The sequence below is a fragment of the Mucilaginibacter agri genome (genome assembly GCF_009928685.1).
GTDB classification, from domain to species: Bacteria; Bacteroidota; Bacteroidia; order Sphingobacteriales; family Sphingobacteriaceae; genus Mucilaginibacter; species Mucilaginibacter agri.
Map to the genome: position 1 here is coordinate 862,850 of NZ_WWEO01000045.1, position 22,723 is coordinate 885,572.

The 22,723-nt window shown below is 38.3% G+C and carries 20 protein-coding genes; 10 read left to right on the top strand and 10 right to left on the bottom strand.

Features of this window, described 5'->3' with window-relative positions; all coding sequences use genetic code 11:
• Window positions 1–91 precede the first annotated feature (91 nt).
• From GSY63_RS23700 to GSY63_RS23725, 6 genes are all read right to left on the bottom strand, one after another.
• Window positions 92–688, bottom strand: coding sequence for a sugar transferase (locus tag GSY63_RS23700; RefSeq protein WP_166588323.1), 597 nt, complete (start codon window positions 686–688; stop codon window positions 92–94).
• The gene (locus tag GSY63_RS23705) at window positions 688–1,338 is read right to left on the bottom strand and encodes a PIG-L deacetylase family protein (protein WP_166588324.1); all 651 of its coding nucleotides are present in this window, start codon (window positions 1,336–1,338) and stop codon (window positions 688–690) included. Before GSY63_RS23705 ends, GSY63_RS23700 begins: the two co-directional genes overlap by 1 nt.
• A complete protein-coding gene (locus GSY63_RS23710; RefSeq protein WP_166588325.1) occupies window positions 1,332–2,279 on the bottom strand; it encodes an NAD-dependent epimerase/dehydratase family protein in 948 nt (315 codons plus the stop codon). Before GSY63_RS23710 ends, GSY63_RS23705 begins: the two co-directional genes overlap by 7 nt.
• 218 nt (window positions 2,280–2,497) lie before the next feature.
• Window positions 2,498–3,646 (bottom strand): glycosyltransferase, encoded by a 1,149-nt coding sequence (locus GSY63_RS23715; protein WP_166588326.1) that lies wholly within the window; start codon window positions 3,644–3,646, stop codon window positions 2,498–2,500.
• Between the two features lie 14 nt (window positions 3,647–3,660).
• A complete protein-coding gene (locus GSY63_RS23720) occupies window positions 3,661–5,031 on the bottom strand; it encodes a protoporphyrinogen/coproporphyrinogen oxidase (protein ID WP_166588327.1) in 1,371 nt (456 codons plus the stop codon).
• A 251-nt stretch (window positions 5,032–5,282) separates the two neighbouring features.
• On the bottom strand, window positions 5,283–6,227 hold the full coding sequence (locus tag GSY63_RS23725; RefSeq protein ID WP_166588328.1) for a FimB/Mfa2 family fimbrial subunit: 945 nt from the start codon (window positions 6,225–6,227) through the stop codon (window positions 5,283–5,285).
• Between the two features lie 1,188 nt (window positions 6,228–7,415).
• Here GSY63_RS23725 and GSY63_RS23730 point away from each other — a divergent pair.
• The 8 genes from GSY63_RS23730 to GSY63_RS23765 all read left to right on the top strand — a co-directional run bounded on the left by GSY63_RS23730 (window position 7,416) and on the right by GSY63_RS23765 (window position 14,253).
• Window positions 7,416–7,937: a UpxY family transcription antiterminator gene (locus tag GSY63_RS23730; protein ID WP_166588329.1), complete on the top strand. Its 522-nt coding sequence runs from the start codon at window positions 7,416–7,418 to the stop codon at window positions 7,935–7,937.
• A gap of 100 nt (window positions 7,938–8,037) precedes the next feature.
• Window positions 8,038–8,442, top strand: coding sequence for a hypothetical protein (locus GSY63_RS23735; protein ID WP_166588330.1), 405 nt, complete (start codon window positions 8,038–8,040; stop codon window positions 8,440–8,442).
• A 47-nt stretch (window positions 8,443–8,489) separates the two neighbouring features.
• The gene (locus tag GSY63_RS23740) at window positions 8,490–8,873 is read left to right on the top strand and encodes a transmembrane 220 family protein (protein ID WP_166588331.1); all 384 of its coding nucleotides are present in this window, start codon (window positions 8,490–8,492) and stop codon (window positions 8,871–8,873) included.
• A gap of 7 nt (window positions 8,874–8,880) precedes the next feature.
• Entirely contained in the window at window positions 8,881–9,759 is an 879-nt protein-coding gene (locus GSY63_RS23745; protein WP_166588332.1) for an EboA domain-containing protein, read from the top strand.
• Complete coding sequence (locus GSY63_RS23750) at window positions 9,746–10,726, top strand: TatD family hydrolase (protein WP_166588333.1); 981 nt, start codon at window positions 9,746–9,748, stop codon at window positions 10,724–10,726. Before GSY63_RS23745 ends, GSY63_RS23750 begins: the two co-directional genes overlap by 14 nt.
• A gap of 8 nt (window positions 10,727–10,734) precedes the next feature.
• Window positions 10,735–11,622, top strand: a complete 888-nt coding sequence (eboC, locus tag GSY63_RS23755; RefSeq protein ID WP_166588334.1) for a UbiA-like protein EboC — start codon at window positions 10,735–10,737, stop codon at window positions 11,620–11,622.
• Between the two features lie 11 nt (window positions 11,623–11,633).
• Window positions 11,634–12,806 (top strand): 3-dehydroquinate synthase, encoded by a 1,173-nt coding sequence (locus GSY63_RS23760; protein WP_166588335.1) that lies wholly within the window; start codon window positions 11,634–11,636, stop codon window positions 12,804–12,806.
• Between the two features lie 76 nt (window positions 12,807–12,882).
• Window positions 12,883–14,253, top strand: a complete 1,371-nt coding sequence (locus GSY63_RS23765) for an alkaline phosphatase family protein (protein WP_166588336.1) — start codon at window positions 12,883–12,885, stop codon at window positions 14,251–14,253.
• On the opposite strand, the gene GSY63_RS23770 is transcribed toward GSY63_RS23765, so the two are convergent.
• Complete coding sequence (locus GSY63_RS23770; RefSeq protein WP_166588337.1) at window positions 14,250–15,083, bottom strand: glycosyl hydrolase; 834 nt, start codon at window positions 15,081–15,083, stop codon at window positions 14,250–14,252. The genes GSY63_RS23765 and GSY63_RS23770 overlap by 4 nt on opposite strands.
• A gap of 55 nt (window positions 15,084–15,138) precedes the next feature.
• Here GSY63_RS23770 and GSY63_RS23775 point away from each other — a divergent pair, with 55 nt between their 5' ends.
• Both GSY63_RS23775 and GSY63_RS23780 read left to right on the top strand, forming a co-directional pair.
• Window positions 15,139–15,459 carry a hypothetical protein gene (locus GSY63_RS23775; RefSeq protein ID WP_166588338.1) on the top strand — a complete coding sequence of 107 codons (321 nt, stop codon included), beginning with the start codon at window positions 15,139–15,141 and terminating at the stop codon, window positions 15,457–15,459.
• 256 nt (window positions 15,460–15,715) lie between these two features.
• Window positions 15,716–18,094 (top strand): T9SS type B sorting domain-containing protein, encoded by a 2,379-nt coding sequence (locus GSY63_RS23780; RefSeq protein WP_166588339.1) that lies wholly within the window; start codon window positions 15,716–15,718, stop codon window positions 18,092–18,094.
• 71 nt (window positions 18,095–18,165) lie between these two features.
• On the opposite strand, the gene GSY63_RS23785 is transcribed toward GSY63_RS23780, so the two are convergent.
• The 3 genes from GSY63_RS23785 to GSY63_RS23795 all read right to left on the bottom strand — a co-directional run bounded on the left by GSY63_RS23785 (window position 18,166) and on the right by GSY63_RS23795 (window position 22,398).
• Window positions 18,166–19,380, bottom strand: a complete 1,215-nt coding sequence (locus GSY63_RS23785; RefSeq protein WP_208094645.1) for a hypothetical protein — start codon at window positions 19,378–19,380, stop codon at window positions 18,166–18,168.
• A 357-nt stretch (window positions 19,381–19,737) separates the two neighbouring features.
• Complete coding sequence (porV, locus tag GSY63_RS23790) at window positions 19,738–20,877, bottom strand: type IX secretion system outer membrane channel protein PorV (protein ID WP_243749310.1); 1,140 nt, start codon at window positions 20,875–20,877, stop codon at window positions 19,738–19,740.
• 156 nt (window positions 20,878–21,033) lie between these two features.
• On the bottom strand, window positions 21,034–22,398 hold the full coding sequence (locus GSY63_RS23795) for an undecaprenyl-phosphate glucose phosphotransferase (protein WP_166588341.1): 1,365 nt from the start codon (window positions 22,396–22,398) through the stop codon (window positions 21,034–21,036).
• Window positions 22,399–22,723 lie beyond the last annotated feature (325 nt).

Genomic DNA, 22,723 nt, shown 5'->3' on the forward strand with positions numbered 1-22,723 from the left:
AATCGACACATCATGAAGGCATAAGGAGTGCCTTCGTCATAAAATTCAAAGGTAGCGAAAAGTAATTCGCATTATAATTTGGTTGTATAGGCTAATTTCCCGTCCGTTTAAGTATCACTTGTGCTGTTTTATATATAATATAGGTATCAAGCAAAAAACTCTTCTTTTTGATGTAGTAGCGATCGTAAAACTGCATTTGCCTGATACTTACATCACTTCTTGGGCCTACCTGCCACAAACCGGTTAAGCCGGGGCGAACTGCATTCCTAAATGATCTGGCATTGGTATCAAGTGATTCGGCCAAATACATTTCGAGTGGACGAGGACCGATAAAAGTCATTTCACCTTTAAAAATATTAATAAGCTGAGGAACTTCGTCAATACTTAACTGCCTTACCAGCCTGGCAGTTAAACCAGCAACGCGGGGATCATTTTGCAGGCATCCGAACTCCTGCCACTCACGGGCTTTTTCAGGGTCACCTTTTATGATTTGAGCCAAAACCACGTCGGCGTTTACTACCATTGTTCGTAGTTTCCATATAAAAAACGGAACTCCATTTTTACCTTCTCTTTTTTGCAGATAAAAAATAGGGCCGGGATATTCCATTTTAATGGCTAATCCAATTAATAGCATTATTGGAAAAGCCACCAGAAGTAAAAGAAAAGAGAAAACCCGTGCCATCATCATCAGTCTAAAAAGTGTCGCGCAATAATAAAAGCTTCAGCAAATTCCTGCCCGGTTTGGCTACCCCTCAACCGCATCAAATTTTCGAGGCTATCGGGAGTTCTTCCGGCTTCATCCTCAGTATCGTACTTGCTCATAGCCAGCTTCTTTTGTGTAACGTTGCCTGCGTTCAATCCAACAAAAAAATTGGGGGAAAAAGTATAATTAAAAGCCTGATCTGTAGATGTTGGAATTTCAAAAAACATAACCGTTTTACGCGTGCGAAAAGGCCTGGTAGCCACTTCAACAGCACGTGCAACAGCCCTGTGTGCCTGATGCGAATCTCCGTTCCAATGCGTAACCACTACATCTGCCCATTGTACGTAAGTATTGATAATCGAATAAATCTGATGAACATTTATTTCTGCTGTCAAATCTTCTACCATAGTTTCGGGAATAATCAATTCTGCCCCGATGATATGGCACGCATCATTTAATTGCTGCTTCAATTTCTCCCAATTTTCAATGCCTCTAACGTCACCCCTTATTATAGGGAGTAATACCTTACAGTTTGCGTTTAACGCCGAAGCCTTACTTATAAAACCACCGCAACCAATAGTCTCGTCATCGGGGTGAGCAATAATTACGAGGATATTTTTACCATTTATTACCATGCCATGCTAAACGGCTGGCTGAAACCATAAAAATTTAAAGCAGCGTTAGCATCATGTGGATCCATACGTTCGTAATAAGCCAGCGACCTGTTAAGCGCTTCCTCAAATGGAGTAAATTCGATTTTACCAATAGCTTTTTCAAGTGCTGCTCTATTTGCCACTAAACGGGTATTAGGAGTTTCACCTATCCTCATTGGCATCGATATTACACCCGCAGAATTATTAAAATAACGGTTAACGGCTTCCGCTACCTCTAACACCGTCATTTCTATTCCAGTGCCACAATCCATCGTATTGGGATTATATTCGGCTCGCGTAACATCAACGGTAATTTTGGCGGCATCGTTTACAAAAAGCATATCTACAGTTTGTTGTCCATCACCAAAAACCTGGATAGGAAGCCCATTCATTGCCTGAATAGCAAATGTTGGCAATATCTTTCTAACAGGATATACTTTTTGCCCGGGACCAAAAAGATTAAAGTATTTTAAAACGCTTATTCTTATTGGATTATACCGGGTAAGAAGATTAGCTATTTTTTCGGCGGTGTGTTTGGTAATGGTATAGGTATTTAGCCATACGTTAGGCTTTGATGCCAGGAAAAGCCTCGGTACCTTGCAGGCTATAGCTGTTTCAAATACGTTTAGCGAACCGATGATGTTTACCTCGATAGCGCCACGCATGGCCGATTCTAATTCAGATGTACCTAGTTGCCCTGCAAGGTGATAGATTTCATCTGCACCTTCAAAAACAGGCGGTAGCGCAGGCCGATCCATTATATTACCCTCTATAAAAGTAAACTTGTCGGCATAAATTTCTGGTGAGGCAATTTTTGTTCTTAAACCACGATCAAAGCTAATTACTTCATCACCTCGTTTCAGCAATTCGTTGCAAACCGCCGTTCCTAAAAAGCCTGATCCCCCTATTACGATAGATTTCATAAATTCGATTGATTATTAAGTAAAGTTTATGGATTGAGTTTCGTGGGTAATGCATCGACCGAACGTCATTTGCATATATGGATTTCCCTATTACCAAATATAGGATAAGATAGATGGCAGAATATCCTGTGGAACAGCTTGTACACCATAGTGTGTATAATACTCACTATTTACACATTCGTTCAATATATCACAATTGTTACGTTGCCAATAAAGGGCTAAATATGCTTCTCTACAGCTACTTGCTTTTCAAAGAAGGCCGTAGTTTTTTGCTCGACGAAATCCCGGTATTCTGCTTCAAAACGTTTTCTGCTAAACTTTTGCGCATGCATACTAATGGCCTTGGGCTCGAAAAGGATTTCTCCCGATTCGAATTTTTCCACGCATTTTATAATACTTTCTGCAGTTTGCTCGGTAAACAACAAACCTGTTTTACCATCAATAACTGTTTCAGAACACCCCCCGCCCCCAAAAGCGATAACCGGCGTTCCGCATGACATGGCTTCTATTGGGGCTATGCCGAAATCTTCGTGGGCTGCAAATAAAAATGCCTTCGCTTTTTGCAAATATTTAATCAATCGGTCATTACTTTGATATCCCAGTATCTCTACATTAACGGGCGCTATTTGTCGAAGACGTTTTAATTCAGGCCCATCACCAATAACAATTAATTTTTTCCCCGGCAGCGCTTTAAAGGCGTCTACAATTAAATCCATCCTTTTATGATAAACGAGTCTGGAAGCGGTGACGAAGTAGTCATCTTTCAATTCTTCCAATTCAAACAAGTCTACGTCTACTGGTGGATATATGACAACGCTATCCCGACGATACAATTTTTTTATTCTTTTGGCTGTGTAAGTCGAATTTGCGATAAAATGGTCGACCCTATTTGCCGATACCACATCCCAATTTCTTAAATAATGACAGATTATACGTATAAAAAAAGCTTTAATTCCCCTTCCCTTACTACTGTAACTTAAAAACCGATGGTATAACTCCCATGCTGCTCTTATGGGATTATGCAAATAGCAGATGTGCAATTGCTCGGAGGTTGAAATCGCTCCTTTAGCTACAATGAACGACGACGAAAGAATAACATCGTACCCTTCTAAGTTAAACTGTTCGACCGCAAGGGGATACAGCGGCAAATAATTTCTATATTTTTTAAGTCCCCAGGGTAGTTTCTGGATAAAAGAATCTGTAATGACAAAATCTTTAAAATCAGAGGTTTTAATTTTATCGTGATCAGCTATCAACGTAAATATTGGGGAGGGATATAAACGAACAATAGATTCTAATGTACTATCGGCCCCACCATTTGCCAGCACCAGATCGTGTACTATTGCCGTTTTATAAGTTTTATTCATTATCTTAATAATGTTTACAAACTGTACTCCTGGTTATTTACCTTAGTTAATATCTCTGCTGCCATTTGCAGACCATCGTTAATCCCGTTTTCCATTCCATAATTAAAACTCAAGGATGCATTTCGCCCGGTAATAATTAAATTATCATAAACGGAGAGTTGCCCCAAAATTTCACTCTGATTTTTAATAAGATCGAGGTCGGGTATTTGAAATGCATTGCCTACCTTTTTTACAATTGCATCTGTTATTTTCAAGCCAGAAAATATTTTGGTCTTATTTAACTCAGCCATCGCAATCGCCACCAACTCTTCTTTCTCAGCGTTCCAAATGTCGGTTTGCTGACCGCCCCAGAATTCGAGCAGTAAAATGGTAAATGGAGCATCGGCATTACTGCTATCAAACTCGTCGAAATTTGTAATCCTCGTGATCCTTATGTCTTCAGAATAAATGTAGAAACACTGCCCGGGAACAATTTTATCAAATGTTACCTGTAGATATAAAAGCACATCGCTTTGAAAGCGAATATTAGCATTAGGCCTTAACATCTCTCCTGTAGCCGTTTTTATATAAGGAAAAAGTGCTAAAATGGGAATGGTAGATACAAAAAGATCATATTCTTTTACAGAGCCATCCTTTAAAACAATATTTGAAAGTTTCGAGGGATCTTCTGCACACGTTAAGCTTTCAATGGCTGTCGAAAGATGAAAGGTGCCTCCTTGTAATTGAATTTTATTTTTTAAGGCGTCCCACAAAGTTGATAGGCCACCATTTGGATAAACATATAACGCATCGTCCGTTTGCTTTCGGCCAGAACTTTTCTTTACAAGACGCCACACGATATCTATTAATGAAGCCTGATAATCGAACCCAATCAGAGAGGTTGCAAAGACTTCGGATAATTGGCTGCCATCTACTCCCCATAGCTTCTTACTGAAATTACCGAAGAAGTAAGTATATAGATAATCTCCCAATATGCGTTTTACAAAGTTTTCTGCTGTACCATCTAATTTTATGGGTTTTAATAATTGCTTAATTAAAGAAGTACCCGCTTTAGATAACTGAATGAGGTTCAGATTTTTCAGAATATTCCCAATTGAAGGCGGGTAAAGAAAAAGCTTGTTAATTGTTAAAATGTACGTTTTGCGCTCGTAGGTTTTAAAATTGCCATCTAGCACATCTAAAACCATCTCCTTAACAATCGGAAACCGGTTAACATTTAAAAAATGCGGACCAATTTCAATATTGCGCTCCCATAGCTTAATTGATTTTGCAAAGCCGCCTACCTGATTCGAGTTGTCGTAAATATCAACCTCTATTTTGTTTTTAGTAAGCTCATTTGCAATGGTTAAGCCGGTTGGTCCGGCACCGATAATGGCTATTTTCATATACCCATATTTAAGTTTTTTGAGAAAGTGTACCGATCTATAACTGCCACAATTGATAGGTTTATCAGTTCGGTAGATCAACCATTCCATTCTGTAAGAACAATGGAGCAGCTTATCAGAGCTACAATATACCTTACTCCAAAAACTTTAGAAGCACGAGTTAAACTATTGGTAAAAAAGTGGGAAATGTGAGCAATGCTTATACCAGCGTTAACGATGACTAGTATATATAACAGTTTTTTGGTACCCTTTTATTTAATATTAGCTCTAGCGTTTATTTCAGGACTCCATGCATTTGTTGATATGCCAAAACTTTGGGTGCCAAACAATGCTCCCGAATAATTATACTGCATATTGTTTTCGAGTCTTATGTACAAACCAAAGCGATTTTTGGGTAGTACTTTACTTGCCAGCACAACGCTTTTTGCATTTATACAACCAATAGTTATAGATGGATAATCATAGGCCCACACAAGCGCACTATAGGTAAGGCCAGAGCTAACTTTATCGGCACTGGAAAGTAAAAGCTGAAATATTTTAGTAGAACGTAACGCGGTTTCTGATTGTGCACGTAGTTCGCCAATACCTGTAGTCATATCCAGTCCGAGAGGATAATCCGTAAAGCTCATTCTAAACGCGGTGGCCTCCTGTGGTAAAATATCGTCAAGTTTTACCTGCACTTTAGCCACCACCCGGCTTAATAAGATTGTTTTTGTTAGCGTTCCGTTCAAATCAATCTCTGCAGCGGCGTAAAAGGTGTCGTATATAACATTGTCGTTATAATAAAATATAGGTAGCGCTACACCCGTAGCCTTGGTTTTCATTTCCATGTGGCCGGGCGCCTGGCAACCAACAAAATAAACATAATAATGGTTTGCGGGAAGCGAATCCGTAATTGTACCAAAATTTACGTCTGTAGATTTTTGAATTTGTTGCTTAACCAACACGTAGTTTCCACTGGTTTCTTTTTTAAACACGTAGTATTGTAAATAATCTATTTGGTCTTTTAATGCATTAATAGATTTAGTTGAAACAGAATTGGTAACGACAGAGGCTGTATCCCTAAATTCCCAAACATTAAATCCAACAGGATAAAGTTTTCCTACCGGTGTACTACCTCCTTCATCGATGGATGCCTTTTGACAGGATACGAAAAACGTAGCTAGAATTGCGAGTAATAGTAATTTTGATTTCATATCGTGATGATTATTTACCCAAAAATATTCTCCACAATCTTTAAATCTTACTCAAAGAACGGAATGAGAGCCAACACGTATAAAATCGATAAGTAACAAATAACCAGCAAGTTTTAATAATTAAAAGACACAAAAATTTCGCCAAAAGGCATCCAAATATCCATTATTGTCAATTAAGTATAGTTTATAGAAATTATTTTTCGGCAAAGAATTTTTTACTACACATACCGCGTTCTCATTGTAAACTCAACGAAAAAATGCGGTTCAAATTAACCAGGTTATAAAATGAGGATAATTGAATTTGGTCGAGTAATTTATACTGCCAAACTGAGAGCGATGGATCTGAATGCCTATTCTGCTTTGGAAGACTTACATAAACAATATCCTGTATAAAGGTAATTACAAATTTACTCGCCAGATCCTACAGGTCATCAGGATTGCCATCTTATAAAAGCACCTTCACCCAATTTGTTCTCTAGGCTACATATATAATATATAGAAGCTAAGGTATTAGGTAGGCAACTATTGAGTGCCATTTTTCATTTTTGTTTTGGTTGACAAATCGGCAAATCCGAACATCTCCCATTTAACTAAATATAATTCAATATTATTATCACAATTAAGTAGTCGCTTTGAGAGAAAAACCTGGCCTTTTAAACGATTTAAGAAAAAAATATTATTCAATAATTACAAATATTAAATTTTCGTTAAAAATTAAAAAAAATATAAGATTTAGTATTATTTTTTATTAAGTTAGAAGTATATTGTAATACTATCTAAAATTATTGACAGTTTATCCCCCCTTGAGTAAACTGCCAGTTTTATACTTCTTTGCTCTACCTCATTTTTTTTTAGAAGAACATATTGCATGTAAATACACACATATTTATTCGTGTGTGTACAAAACTTACCAGAAGGATATTGTTTACATTTTTTCTCACTTCTGTAATACTTCACTATGTGTGTATTTATAAGTGTAAAAAGTGTTGAAGTGGTAGATTATGAGCGAATAATGTGCGTAAGTGTTCATAAAATTTCACATAACGTTATACATAGTCGCTTTAGATACCCACAATAAAAATAGTTTTTGTGATATTCAAGTTGAGTAAGCAGTAACAAAATACTTACTTTTTTAAGTGAATTAATAGTTAAAACAATCATATCTAATAACATCTTAATCAACACTCTATGGTAAACTTCACAGTAACGGACACGGAAAAAGATCGGTGGCACATAATTTACACACGATCGAGGTGGGAGAAGAAAGTAGATCTGCTCCTAAAATCCCAGAATATTGAATCTTTTTGCCCATTAATAAAAACAACCAGAAGATGGGTGGATAGAACCAAAGTAGTTGAGCTACCTCTACTTAGCTCCTACCTTTTTGTTAGCGCCGATCCAAAAACTCACTTAAAAGTGTTAAACACTTCAGGCGTTATAAAATTTGTTAATTATTGTGGCAAGCCTGCTACACTGTGCAATGATGAAATTGAACGTATCAAAAAGATAGTCGATACCTATCAAAACATTGATACCGTTAATTTGCCGCAAATTAGAATTGGCGACAAAGTAAAAATCGTTGATGGTGTTCTTTATGACATGAAAGGCGAGGTATTGCGCATTAGAGGCAAATCAGTTGTATTATTTATGGATCAGCTCAATTGTGCTCTTGTGGTAAAAGCAGAGCAACTTATGAAAAGCTGCGCGTAATATTTTACAAATAATATTTTTTTTAAAAGTTGACATCACATTACATCAAATTGAATAATCAATTCCATTTCGATAATAACTTAATATTAACCCGATACTTATGGAAAAGCACTATGGACAAATTGTTGAATTGGTAATCAGAAAAGACGGATTTAGCATTACTGAACTAGCAAGATTGACGCACGTAAATAGAAGATCTGTTTACAACTGGTTTAATCAAAAATATCTAAAAATAGAGATCATTTACAGAATTGGGTGCATCATCAAGCACGACTTTTCTAAAGATTTTCCAGATCTCTTTACTCCCGAAGATTTTAAAGACATTCAAAACCCGAAACCGAGCAATTACGATGATTGTTCTATTTGGGAACTTCCAAATCATCATATTTGGAAAGACAAATACATTTCTTTGCTCGAGCAATACAATAAAGTATTGTTAATGCACACTTCAATCAGCTCAACAAAGCCTGATGACGATATGTCGAGCATGGTTAAATCGTACTAGGTAGTAGCACGTACCCGGCAATAAATATTGCCTTAATGTCTTAGAAGATGCTTTTTTTATTACTTAATATCATTTTCGCTTTAGCGTTTCTGGCATTTACGTATCTAAATTTAAATGACTATGATGCTTGGCTTTGGGTACCGGTTTATCTTATTGCAACAATATGTTGCGGATTAGCAGCCTTTAAAATTTACTATCCGGTAGTGTATATCGGATCAGTAATTTTTTATCTCACCTATTCTTTGCTTTTATTTTTTTGGAAAGACGGCGTTTTGGATTGGATTATTAAGTATAAAACTCCGAGCATTACAGAAACAATGCAGGCTACCAAACCTTATATTGAGAGAACCCGGGAATTTTTCGGGTTACTCATTATTTCGGGAGCGTTAATAATGAATTACGTAGTCGCCGTTTATCAAACTAAACATTAATAATTTCATGACGGCAGCGGAAAATTTGCTATTAAGAGTTATACAATTAAACACTTCTGATTTACAGCAAAGCTGGCTATTGAAAAAAAGTGAAGAAATTGGCGACAATGACAATCAGGCGCTACTCTATCAGGCATTCGGTCAAATACCATCTAAAACCAACAAAGCTGTTATAAAGATATCTGAGCTTGATGAAGCACTGTTAGACATGCTGATCCCAGGATTAAAAATTAATCATTGGCAAACAGATCGGCTCTGCAGGGTTTGGTTTTTAAGTCAGCTGAAATCGGACAATAAAGAAGCTTATCTAAGTAGTATTAAAGATTTGTTCTTTTATGCAGAACTAAATGAATTAGTAAGTCTATATTCGGCTCTCATATTTTTCGAGTATCCGTATGAATGGGTATCTCAGGCTGTAGAAGGAATAAGAAGTAACATGGGCGACGTTTTAGAGGCGATAATATACGACAACCCCTATCCGGCAAATTATCTAGATATCGATGCCTGGAACCAGTTGGTTTGCAAAACCTTTTTTACAAATAAAAACATAATGAGGCTTTGGGGCTTGGGCAAACGCGCAAACAGGGCACTATCAGTTATTTTGATCGACTATGCCAACGAGCGGCTTTCGGCAAAACGTTCTATAAATCCTTATGTGCTGCGGCTTGTTGCTGCTTTTATGACGGCTAAAGCATGCACCTTGATGGAGAAGTTATTAAACGGCGAATCTAACATTGAAGCAACGGCGGCGGTGTTAGTTTGCATGCAAACTAATTATCTCCCGGCAAAGCGCTTATTGCTAAAATATCCGGCTGTAAAAGAAAAATTGGCAGTAGATAACCTGACTTGGAATAATTTAACAAAACAATATTATGTGTTGCAATGACGAGATAAGGAAGAATTTCACCTATCAAAACTTAGATATTGACCTAAGCCTTGTTAAGGATCTAAAATTCTTTGACCCTCATATCCATATGGTGTCCCGTACAACGGACGATTACCAGGCGATGGCCGATGCCGGCATTGTAGCTATTATTGAGCCTGCTTTTTGGCTAGGGCAACCCCGCACAGGGTTAGACAGTTTCAGAGACTATTATTCCAGCTTAATAGGATGGGAACGATTCAGGGCCTCGCAATTTGGCATAAAACATTATTGCACCATCGGCCTAAACTCGCGTGAGGCAAATAACGAACCTTTAGCCGAACAGGTAATGGAACTACTGCCGCGCGTAATTTATAAAGAAGGCGTTGTTGGTATTGGAGAAATTGGGTTTGACGACCAAACCAAGGCAGAAGAAAAATACTACAGGCTTCAACTTGAGTTAGCGAAAACAGCCTCCCTCCCAGTACAAGTTCACACCCCTCATCGCGACAAAAAGCAAGGTACCACCAAAAGCATGAAAATAGCATTAGAGCATGGTTTGGATCCGGGAATGGTAATTATAGACCATAATAATGAGGAAACAGTAAAGGAAGTACTCGACCTTGGCTTTTGGGCAGCATTTACTATTTATCCGTTTACAAAAATGGGTAATGAGCGCATGGTTGAAATTGTAAAAAAATATGGCAGCGAAAGAATAATGATCAATTCTGCAGCCGACTGGGGCATAAGTGATCCGTTAGCTGTACCTAAAACTGCTGCGCTAATGATATTAAAGGGAATTAGCCTTCCCGACGTTGAAAAAGTAACTTATAGAAATGCTATAAGTGCATTTGGCCAAAGTGGTATGATCAACGAAGCAGATTTTTCGACCCCGGCAGAAATAGATCAATCGGCAAGCTATCAGAAAAACACCATTTTACGTGGTGGGCAGCAACCCCGTATTGATAAATCATCAATTGTTATAAGTTAATAGTTAAAATGAAGAAACTTCGTGGCTTCCTGACATTAACACGACCAGCTAACCTGGTTACTGCAATTGCCGATATATTGGCCGGGATAGCCGTAGCCCGTTTGTTTGGAGCATCTGCTTTAACTTACAATAACGCCGATGTCATTTACCTGTGCATTGCTACTGTTGGATTATACGGAGGTGGCGTAGTATTTAATGACATCTTTGATGTAAAGATCGACTCTGTTGAACGCCCTGAAAGGCCATTACCAAGCGGAACAGTAAATTTCAATAGCGCGGTAATATTGGCAATATCCCTGCTGCTAACAGGTATTTTCTTCGCTTTTTTATGCAATACCACATCGGGTATCATTAGTTTAGCAATCAGCCTTTGTGCGCTCACTTACGATAAATGGAGCAAGCATAATCCGGTTATTGGCCCTTTAAACATGGGCATGTGCCGAAGTCTAAATCTTTTACTCGGTATCAGCATTATACCTTCGGCAATAAATACTGTATGGTATATCAGCATTATACCGATAATCTACATAGGTGCCATTACGCTTATTAGCACCGAAGAGGTAAGAGGAGGTAAAAAATTAAAACTTTATGCAGCCGCCTGTTTATACGGTGTAGCAATAATGGTTTTGTTGTTTTTTGTCGGTAAATGGGGAGCCAATTTATGGGCATATTTACTGCTAACTGCATTTGGTGCTATTATTTTCGCTCCTCTTGTAAATGCAATAATAACTCCAGAACCATCAAAAATAAGACAAGCTGTCAAGGTGGGTATTCTCTCCTTAATCGCGTTAAACTGCCTCTGGGCTCTAATGGCCGGTCAATGGCAATTAGCTATTATTATTATTATGCTGTTGCCTGTTTCTTTAATGCTTAGTAAAATTTTTGCCGTCACTTAACCTTAACATTTATGGAAATCCTACGTCAATCGTTTCAAATCAAGTATGACTACAACGTTTACTTTACCGCATCAATTTTTGATTTAAATAATAAAGCTCTGTCCGATTTCTTTAGAAATAGTGATACCGGATATTTACGAAAAATAATGTTTGTAATTGACGAAGGGGTGAACAACGCACAACCCAATCTCATTAAAAATATTAAAGCTTATTTTAGTAAGTACTGTTGCATTTCCCTGGTTCAGGATTTTGTAATTGTCCCCGGCGGCGAAGAATGTAAAAACGACAACAAATGTCTTTACGATATTATGGAAGCTATCGATGCCAACGGAATAGATAGACATTCGTACTTAGCCGCCATTGGTGGAGGTGCTGTTCTCGATTTAGCCGGCTACGTTTCGGCAATTGCTCACAGAGGCATTAAACATCTCAGATTTCCAACTACGGTACTATCTCAAAACGACTCTGGTATTGGTGTAAAAAATGGAATAAATGCCTTTGGCAAAAAAAACTTCATCGGCACATTTTGCCCTCCAGACGCCGTATTTAACGATATTAACTTTCTGCAAACACTATCTACCCGTATTTGGAAATCGGGTATTTCTGAAGCAATAAAGGTTGCTTTAATAAAGGATGCTACCTTTTTTGAATGGATTGAGGCCAACCAGGTATTATTGTCTCTCAGAGATACCGAGGCTACCCGCTATCTCATCAAAAGATGTGCAGAGTTACATTTAATGCATATTGGCGGTGCAGACCCATTTGAGAAAGGCTCATCAAGACCGTTAGATTTTGGCCACTGGAGCGCTCATAAAATTGAATCGCTAAGTAAATATCAGATTTTGCATGGCGAAGCAGTGGCTATGGGCATTGCATTAGATACCGCTTATAGTGTTTTAAACAACAGGCTTGACGAAGCAAAAGGACAAAGAATTTTGGCTCTGCTTTTGAAATTTGATTTTCATATAGATCACCCGCTTGCGTTAATCCATTCATTGCAATCTCCGCTAATAAAGGGATTGAGGGAATTTAGAGAGCATTTGGGCGGAAATTTGGCCATCACATTTTTAAGCGATATTGGCGTAGGTGAAGAGCATAACCAAATAGATCTTCAATTATTGATAAAAAGCAGTGAGATGGTATCGCAATTCGCGAAGCCATACATGCCCCTGCTATTTCAATAAGACGGAAAAACTACGTTTATTCCTCAAATTGATTGTTTAAAGGCATCCAAAAAAGTTGAAGACTTAAACTGAAAACATGCAAAAATGCGTAGTTCTAAACGTGGTTGGATTATCTCAATCTGTTATTGGAGAACATACCCCCTTTTTATCTGAATACATTGCTAAAAATAGGTTAAATGTAATAGAGCCTATGCTGCCCGCTGTTACTACTAGCGTGCAGTCAACCTACTTAACCGGCAAATGGCCTTCTGATCATGGCATAGTTGGAAACGGTTGGTATGACAGATTTTACTCAGAAGTACTTTTCTGGAAACAATCCAACAAACTGGTGTTGTCCGAAAAAATATGGGATGCGGGCAAAAAGATTAATCCTGAGTTTACTTGCGCGAATCTATTTTGGTGGTATAACATGAACTCAACCGCCGACTATGGGGCGACTCCACGCCCCAATTATCTGGCAGACGGCCGTAAAATGCCAGATTGCTATACAAGCCCGCCAGAGCTCCGCGACAAATTGCAAGCTGAATTAGGCCAGTTTCCGCTATTTAAATTCTGGGGGCCCGGGGCCGATATAACCTCGAGCAAATGGATTGCAGATTCGGCCATTATAACTGACAAAACCTACAATCCAACCCTATCACTCATTTACCTTCCTCATTTGGACTATTGCCTGCAAAAATTCGGCAGCGATATAGATAAATATAAAACAGACTTATCTGAAATAGACAATGAGGTTAAGAAACTTGTGGAACATTTTGAGCGCAAAAAAGCAAAAGTAATTATACTCTCCGAGTATGGTATCGCGCCTGTAGATAAACCAATCCACATCAATAGGATATTAAGAACCAATGGCTTTTTAAAAGTCAGGATAGAACGGGGACTGGAAATTTTAGACACAGGTACATCAGCGGCCTTCGCTGTATCGGATCATCAGGTAACCCATATCTACATCAATCAACCCGAGGTAAAAGACGAAGTCTTAGATGTGCTAAAACAAATTCCTGGAATTAAATTAATATTGAACAAAGATGGGCAGCGCAAAAATCATATTGCACATCAAAGAGCTGGTGATTTTGTTTGCGTAGCTAATAACGATTATTGGTTTACCTATTATTACTGGTTGGACGACAAAAAAGCGCCCGACTTTGCCCGGTCTGTAGATATTTTTAAAAAGCCAGGGTATGACCCAGCTGAACTATTTATGACATCGAAAATGAAAGCAGCCTACAAGCTTTTGAGAAAAAAAGTGGGTTTAAGATACGTTATGGATGTTATCCCACTTGATGCCTCGCTAATTAAAGGCTCACACGGAAATATCTCGGCAGACCGGATTTATCACCCGGTAATTATAGTTGCTGGTGATACGCCCGCTGAAGATCTAAAGCCAACAGATGTTTACAATGTTATATTAAGTACCATTTTTCCAGACCTGAAACAGCAAAACTAGTTGATAAGGAAATTATTGGCGGCCTCTTTGTACTTCCATGATAAGTAAGGTGCAGTCCATTTTATAATTCCGTAATTAGCTTCTAACAAATTGCTGATTTTCTGTGGTTCATCGAAAAGTTCGTATACAATTAAAGCATGTACTCTCGGGTTATTTCTGCATTTTACCAGGAATTTTTTAAAAAACATATCCTGATCGTATTCATAAGTAAGTGTGGTATTGTATCTTTTATTGACTTCGGTGAACCAAATAGGCTTTGTAAACAACGACGCCAGTTTAACAGTTATATCCGGAATATTGTAAGGAGCATTGGCAGCTGCGCCCTCCATTTCAGAGTACCAATGATAGGCTACAATATCAAAATTAACACCATAATCCTGCAACATTTGTAAAAAGCCATAATGGAGCCAGCTTGCATCAATCATGGTACGACATACCGGATCAGTCGACTTCACCCCTTCGTCCATCCCCTTAAGATAGGCCGCTACTATTTTAAACCTTGCGGGGTCATAGTCCGTTACTTTATTACCAGTTTTACCAGGCAAAATAACTCGGTTATCCATTTCATTACCCAGTATGTAAAAAGTAAAATAAGGGCCATATTTTTGTGCAAAGTTGGCACCCAAAAGTTTTCCAGCTGCATATGATTTAGCTTCTGTTGCAGAGAAATCTAAGGTGGTTGGCGTCAGATCAGGAATTAATTTTACCTTGGCTGCAATAGCAGCGTTTTTAAGGGGTGTAAATAAATAAGGCACCGTTATGGACCCGTCGGCCTGAGTCATTACGTCAAATTTATAGTATTGCATCCCCATGCCAGTAATTAAATCCATTTGTGTTTTTACTGGAGTCTTGATATATGGATCCGTAGACAGAGGGTGACCATTAATGCCCAAAACCAAGCCGGAGCTTATTGTTGTAGCTGCATCTGTTGCAACGTCTACAGCCTGCACTTTTGTGGCCGACGGAGGTGCATGTTCTTCAGGCAATGATTCATCGTTATCTTTTTTACATCCTGCACAAAAACAGCCAATAATCATAGCTGATAATACTAAATGGCGCAGGTGCATCTTAATGGGTAATCGGCAGATAAAAGTCATAGTAAATGGGGTAAGCGTAAGTGTCAAAAAATGCTATCGCGGCGGTATATCTTACAGAAAATTAACCACCGGTTATATGACTATAATGATAGAAGAAATTTGCGTATAAATACTTATCGCCCAGTATACGATATATGAACAAACAACCTGTAAAATAGTGTGTATTCTGATTAAAGGATTGTGAAACTATTAGTTAATTTTAACATCTAAAAATTTGATTTACAACACAATGCATGTTTCCTAAATATTAATTTAATGTTGTTATACTAAACCTAAGTTTACCTTTTAAACAACTACAACTTACCTTAAGGTTAAGGACGTTTTTTCAGCTTTTTTAATTTTTATATTTATTATAAAGAGCCGAAATGATGAAATTATTGTTACAATTTCTGGTTGCTTTTGGGGTTTTGGCGGGTTCGGCGAAAGCATACAACAAGCACTATTCTAATAACTATGCCGGGATCGACACGATTATCTACAACGGCAGTAAATCGATATGCCCCGGTGGAAGTATCCAATTAAGCATACCCGCTCAGCCGCCAAACGCGGCAATCAATTGGTTGTTAAACAATGTAGTTATTACTAATACCAACTCGCCTGTTTTTACCGCTACACAACCTGGAGATTACAGCGTTTCGGTAAAAACAGATACTTCGAGCACGGTGTATCCTATGGTACATATCATTTCCGGCACAACGCCGGTATCGAAATTCAGTTACACAATTAAAGATCCGTGTCCATCCTCCCCAGTAGTATTTCGCAGCGAGTCGTCGGGTGGAAATTTGAAATATCTTTGGACTTTTGGCGACCCAAATTCGAACACTAACGACTCCTCTACCCTTAAAAATCCGTCCCATTTTTTTATTGGAAATAGGGGCAACAGCGATCAGGTTTTTCAAGTCAGTTTAGCGGTAACTAATGAAGCAGGTTGTATAGCGTTATCCACTAACTCTGTTACCTTAAAACAGTCGCCCAGTACAGCTTTAGATGGTACTGGTGCTATTACATTTAGTGGTAAACCTTATTTTGCAAGCTGCACAGGCGTTGAGACAGAATTCACTTTTACAAACAAGTCGAGAACCGATAACACCGGTTATGTTATACAATGGGGAGACGGCAGTGTAGATTTCAGGGCAAAAACCTTTTCAACTACAACTCATAAATTTAAGCCGGGCTTATATAAGTTATTTTTTTCCGTATCCGGAGCAAATGGCTGCAGCTATACGCAAACCTATAATGTTTTTGTAGGAGTGATGCCTTCTGTACCATCACTTGCTGTTATATCAAATACCATCTGCAAAAATGAACCCGTTAAAATAAATGTTAATGGATTATCAGGTAATTCACCTGGAACAATTTACCGTGTTACATACAGCGATGGAACCTCATTAAACTATGCTGCTCCATTCGATACACTGGTACACGTTTTTAAAACATCTTCATTTGGCAACACAGCAGCTACCAGCGCAGGACCGGTAAACAATGCCTTTACTGCGACCATTACAGCCGCCAACCCTTGCGGTAATGCAGTTGCAGATATCGGTCCCGTATATGTATCCGACAACCCGCCTGTACAAATTAAAGTAAACGGCAATGGTGCCGCGTCGCCTATAAATACGGTAACAAATGTATCCCTTCAAGGCGCGTTTGGTAATAGTATATCTGCGGATGCAACTTTCAAAAACAAGGTGGTTTGGAAGGTAAACCCCAGCGATGGATATCTGCCAATTATAGGTGCAGGAAGTGATGGAGACGTTAATCCAAACAAATGGGTTACCGGATCGGCCTCGCTGGGTATTACATTTGCCAAAGCAGGTATGTACACTATCATTTTAAAAAAAGGCAATGGTAGTTGCGGCGCAGACTCGGTAACTAAAATAGTTTGTGTAGATCCTAGCCCAGTTGCCTCATTTTCGGCTAGCAATGCAACGATTTGCCAAGGTTCGGCAGTAGATTTTAAAGATTCGTCAGTCGGTAGTCTATGTGGGATAACGTCCTATTTATGGACGGTAACGTATACCCCCCTATCAAATTGTAGCAGCAAAAGCGAGTACAATTTTACTAACGGCACAAACGCAACCTCCATCAACCCTCAAATACTTTTTAATGGTGCGGGAAATTATGTGGTAACTCTCAAAATAACTAATCCTGCTCAGATATCATCCTATTTCTCGCAAAATATACAGGTGGTAGAAAGGTTGCAAACTAGTATAGTTGTCAAAAATGTTGTGTTCACCGGTGAAAGCGTGAAACCTGTTTTAGCAAACACAGCGTGCGCAGTGGCCAACGGAAACACGTACCAATGGACTTTTACTGGCGCCACACCTTCTACTTATACAGGCGAAATACCTCCTCCAGTAACTTACGCTATGCCAGGTAATTTTATGATAGCAGTTGATATACTCACTCCTTGTGGACTGATAAACTACACTAGAGCTATTTTAGTATTTCCGAAGCCAATAATAGATACTGCTACTAACAATGCCTTGCTTCATATCCCAAACACCTTTACCCCTAATGGCGACGGTATAAACGACACCTGGAAAATAAAGGGGACGGAAAACTATAATCAAATTGAAGTTGATGTATTTAATCGGTATGGAAACATAGTTTATAAAGCGAACAATTACGATAACGAGTGGCCTGGAACTACAAATGGACAGAAGCTCCCGGCAGGTGTATACTATTATGTCATAAAAACTGAAAGATCCAGATCTAGTGGTTACGTGACCATTCTTTACTAAACTACTGTTCCATAAAAAAGGCCCGCAAATAAATTTACGAGCCTAAAATAAACCTACATATATTTGGAGAACTAATTACGCAAAACTCTTATGGGTCTGACGTTTTCGAGATAGTAAACATTATCCTGATAATCATAATTGGTTCCGGGTGTACCCAGATAGTCACTTCCAACTATATAGCAGTTTTCAATTCGCTTGCCGAAATAATCAAATGCTTTCCAGACCCTTACTCCTATCTTATTTTCAAAGTTCATTTTACGGGTTAAGTACGAACTTCCTATTTTTAGGCCAAACCATTCGGTGGGATTAAATAAAGCATATCTATTTTTATCCTTAAGACCAGGTAATATTGTTTGGCCAGCTTGCGCAACAGGATAAAGAATGTTTTGGGGTTTAGCATTAGTGCTGGTATAAAACTTTAACGTATCTATATCGCTTGCTAAACAACAGCCGTGGTAAGCTGCTAATTGAGTTATTTTTACCGGCATACCCAGATTTGCCTTTTCAAGGTAGTCTGCTTCAACTTCATCTGACATGGGGGTAATTTTATCGCCATTGATTCCATTATCAAAGTTCTTAAACCCAATATTGGTTTTTAAATTAAATGCTGTAATTATCCGCTGCAACTCTGGCTCCCAAAAACCTTCCCCATTATACTGCCAAATACTGTTAAGGTAAATTACCTTAACAGGTTCAAATTCATCGTTTGTATCCAGGCATAAATTACCATTGATATTAAACGAATTATTAATTATATCTGATTGTAGATTTAATGATTTGCCGGCGGCTAATAAGTAATATTGCATCCGAAAAATACCTTTCCACCAAAATGGATGCACTTTCTCCTTTATCGCGTCGGCAGTAAAGGCTATGGTAATATCAGCGGTACAATTTCTATCAATAGTTATCGGGAATACAGTTGCATCGACCAATAAATTATTGATCTTTTTAATACTCCATAATCCATTGTCAGAAAAAACAGCCCTTTTGATAATAAGTTGATTACTTCTATTATTTACAACATGAATCGTTACCTCATCGTGATTTGAGTTATAGGGTGAATATTTATTGGGACTCGTCTGCTTACGAAAAGGATTTTGGATTAATGAAAAGACCAGGGTATTATTACTCGGAAACCGGTCTGCGTTTTCGATGGTTACACCTTCGTCCGGCTGTTGCTGAGTCCGTAAAGTTGCGTATTTGAAGACATGTTGATCTTGCTTGTTATTGTAATTTTGTATCGCAGCCACCCCTCCGGTTTTATAAAGTGAAAATTTGATTTTCAAAACCAAACCTGTTACCAGATTTAGCACAACAAAACACACCACTGCCAGCTTTCGCTGTCTATAAATCCGATACAATTGATTCAGACTTCTTATTGGTATCTTATTAGTTACCTGATAGATCAACAAGAAAAACAAAAGCGTTGCCACCCCAAATATAGGTGCAACAAAAATATTCAGCATCGCTTCAAGTTCATCCTCTCTAAAGTTTACGGATGTAGCAAAGTAAATCGAACCGGCGATACTTAAAATAATTAGCAACAAGGAAGCTCTTAAATTTAATCGCATAGCAAATAGGTAATAAGTTAGGGATACGGGTAATGATACTCTTGAAGCATCAAAAAGAGGTAGATTATTGTTTTAGCGAACAGTTGGTACAGATTGGTTATTTCTCTCGGATCCAAAACTGTATCCTATAGAAAATCGAAGTGTATTGGCTAAGGGGCTCTTTTGCTGATCGGCAGCCAGATAAGCGAAGTCGACATTTAATGAATTAACTTTCAGGCCAGCCCCAACCGTAAAATATTGCCGGTTGCCCTTATTAGGGTTTTCGTAAAAATAGCCCATACGCAAGGCAAATCTATCATTATAAACATATTCGGCCCCTGTTGCTATACCAATTTCCTGAAGCTCTTCATGAAAGCCTCCCGGGGCATCACTAAATGACCCAAATATGCCAGAAACTACAGAACGGTTGTCGTCTTTTCCTTTAATAATATTGCCATCAGCATCTCTTATCGGTGGTGTCGGAACCAGCAATTTGTTCAAATCCATGGTGAGTGTAAACTTGTTAAACTCATCAAAATGAACGGTATTTGCAGCTCCTATCCTGAGTGTTGTAGGCAAGAAATATTCGACCTGGTTAGCTGTATAGCTTATTTTTGTACCGATATTAGAGATGTCTGCTCCAAAAGCAAACTCTCCTTCGTTCCCAAATTGCTGGGTTTGATGTTTCGAATACATTGAAACGTCGGCCGCAACTGCATTTGCCGGGCTTGCTTGTGCGCTCTCTTGAAAAGAGCCATTAAATAAGCCTGAGTGTATATATCTGAATGTAAGACCCAAAGAAAAATTAGGACCAAATCTTCGAGAGTAGGAGCCATCTATTGAAAATTCGCTAGGCTTATAAGTCCCCTGCGCTACCAGATTTTCATCTATGAGATCTATCGTACCAAGATTAAAGTACCTCAGTGAAAACCCAACACTGCTTTTCTGATCTAACTTAAAAGCACTGCTTAAATAGGATAAGTTAATATCCGAAACAAGTTTTCGCAGCCAAGGCGAGTAAGATAAATTGAGAGCGGAGTTATCTTCGAGAAACACAAGCTTGGCGGGGTTCCAATATGTAGCGTTTACATCTGGAGAAAGAGCCACACCTGCGTCTCCCATCGCCCCGGAACGGGCATCGGGGGATATATTTAAAAATGGAACAGCGGTTGTGATCGCCGAACTATTACTACCGTTGGTATTGTAACCACCCGTAGTTAGTTGTGCGTACAAGCTGTTAGAACACAAAATTATTATCGCAAAAATAACAACTTTGATTCCGGACAAATCAAGTCTCATAAATAATAGTTTAAAAGAGGAGCAGCTAGTAATCACATTTTCATGTGACAGGAATATTAGGGAAATTCCTTTTGGTAGACTTAGATTTTATTAGTAGGCGTTCTTTTCGCCTTTTACTATGTTGAATACGGTCATGAAGATTATTTTGATATCAAGTTCGATAGACCATCTTTCTAAATATTGGATATCAAACTCTACACGTTTCTCCATCATCCTTTGATCCTGGGTTTCGCCTCTAAAACCATTAACCTGGGCCCAACCGGTTATACCAGATTTAAGGAAATGACGCACCATATATTGGTCAATAGATTGTCTGTATTTTTGAGTCATTGATAGTGGATGCGGTCTTGGCCCCACAACGCTCATATTACCTTTCAATACATTGAAGAATTGAGGTAACTCATCGAGACTGGTTTTACGAATAAACTTTCCGATCTTGGTTATTCTGTCGTCATCTTTTGTAGCTTGTCTAAATACGTCGTCTTTTTGCACCTTCATGCTTCTAAATTTGTAGCATTTAAACGGCTGATTATCTTTACCGCTGCGTAACTGCGTGTAAATAGCCGGCCCCGGGCTCTGAATTTTGATGATTAGTGCTAAAATTGGATAAAGCCAGCTTAATACAAAAATGATTACAAACAGGCTGAACACGACGTCAAAAATTCGCTTGATCATTTGGTTATCGGCATCCTCCAATGGGTCATTTCGAAGGCTTAATACCGGCACGGCACCTATATAATCTATTTTATATTGACGTTGAAGGTGATTTTCCATATCAGGAACCAGCTTTAATCTTACACAATACTTCTCAGCTTCTTGCTGCAAGTATTGCATAGAACTTAACTTATCCATAGACATGGGCAGATAAACCTCTTTAATGCCGTTCTCAGATGCGTTTATGATATAATCTTTAATAGAATGCGCCATTTCGTGTTCATCACTACTATCGTTATTAACCACGCCCTGGAATAAAAACTTGCTGTCGGCATTAGCAAAGTGGCTGGCTAGCTTTACTCCTATTTTGCTGTTGCCCAACACTGCAACTGATTTATACACATTGAAATTCCGGGTAATTAAATTCTCAACAAATGCACTTAACAACCTGGTGATTACCAGTCCAATTAAGATAAAATTATAGAAGAATAGAATAAATCTGCCCGACAAACCAATGTCTCTCGAAAAGGCAACAAATGACAAAAAGAATACTACGAATAAGACGTAGGTTTTTATTGATCCGTTGTAAATTTTATTTTCTACATCGGCACCCTGCTTCTTGTAAACGCCGCCAACCAGCGCAGCGAGTATCCATAAATAATTGGCTAAAAACAGGTAATTGACATAGTCAAAAACATTATTACCAAAAAGGTTAATAGCTGTTACAAATGACAATGTAACAATAACCAGATCTGCAATTTTTAAAATTAAACCCGAAATAAAGTGGTGACCGTTTTTCATAATACTTTTCTTAGGAATTAACACATTTTGACTCTGACTAAACCCAGCCGAATTAGATTTTGAGCAAGCGCGTATAAGAAAGACATCTGATACATAAACCGCCTCATTGAGGGGAAGCGAGTATCCTTAAACACTGTAGTTTTAAACATTCTCACTTCCCGGTAGCTGTGTTTTCGTATTAAGCAATAATTTTCATTTCCTTACCGAATACAGCTGTAATTTACGTTATTAATAAAGAATCAAGGCATTAATTACGTTCAACAAAGCTCAATGGGGGCATTTATGTATAATTGTGTGAAGCTAAATAACGTTTTTTGACTGTTAA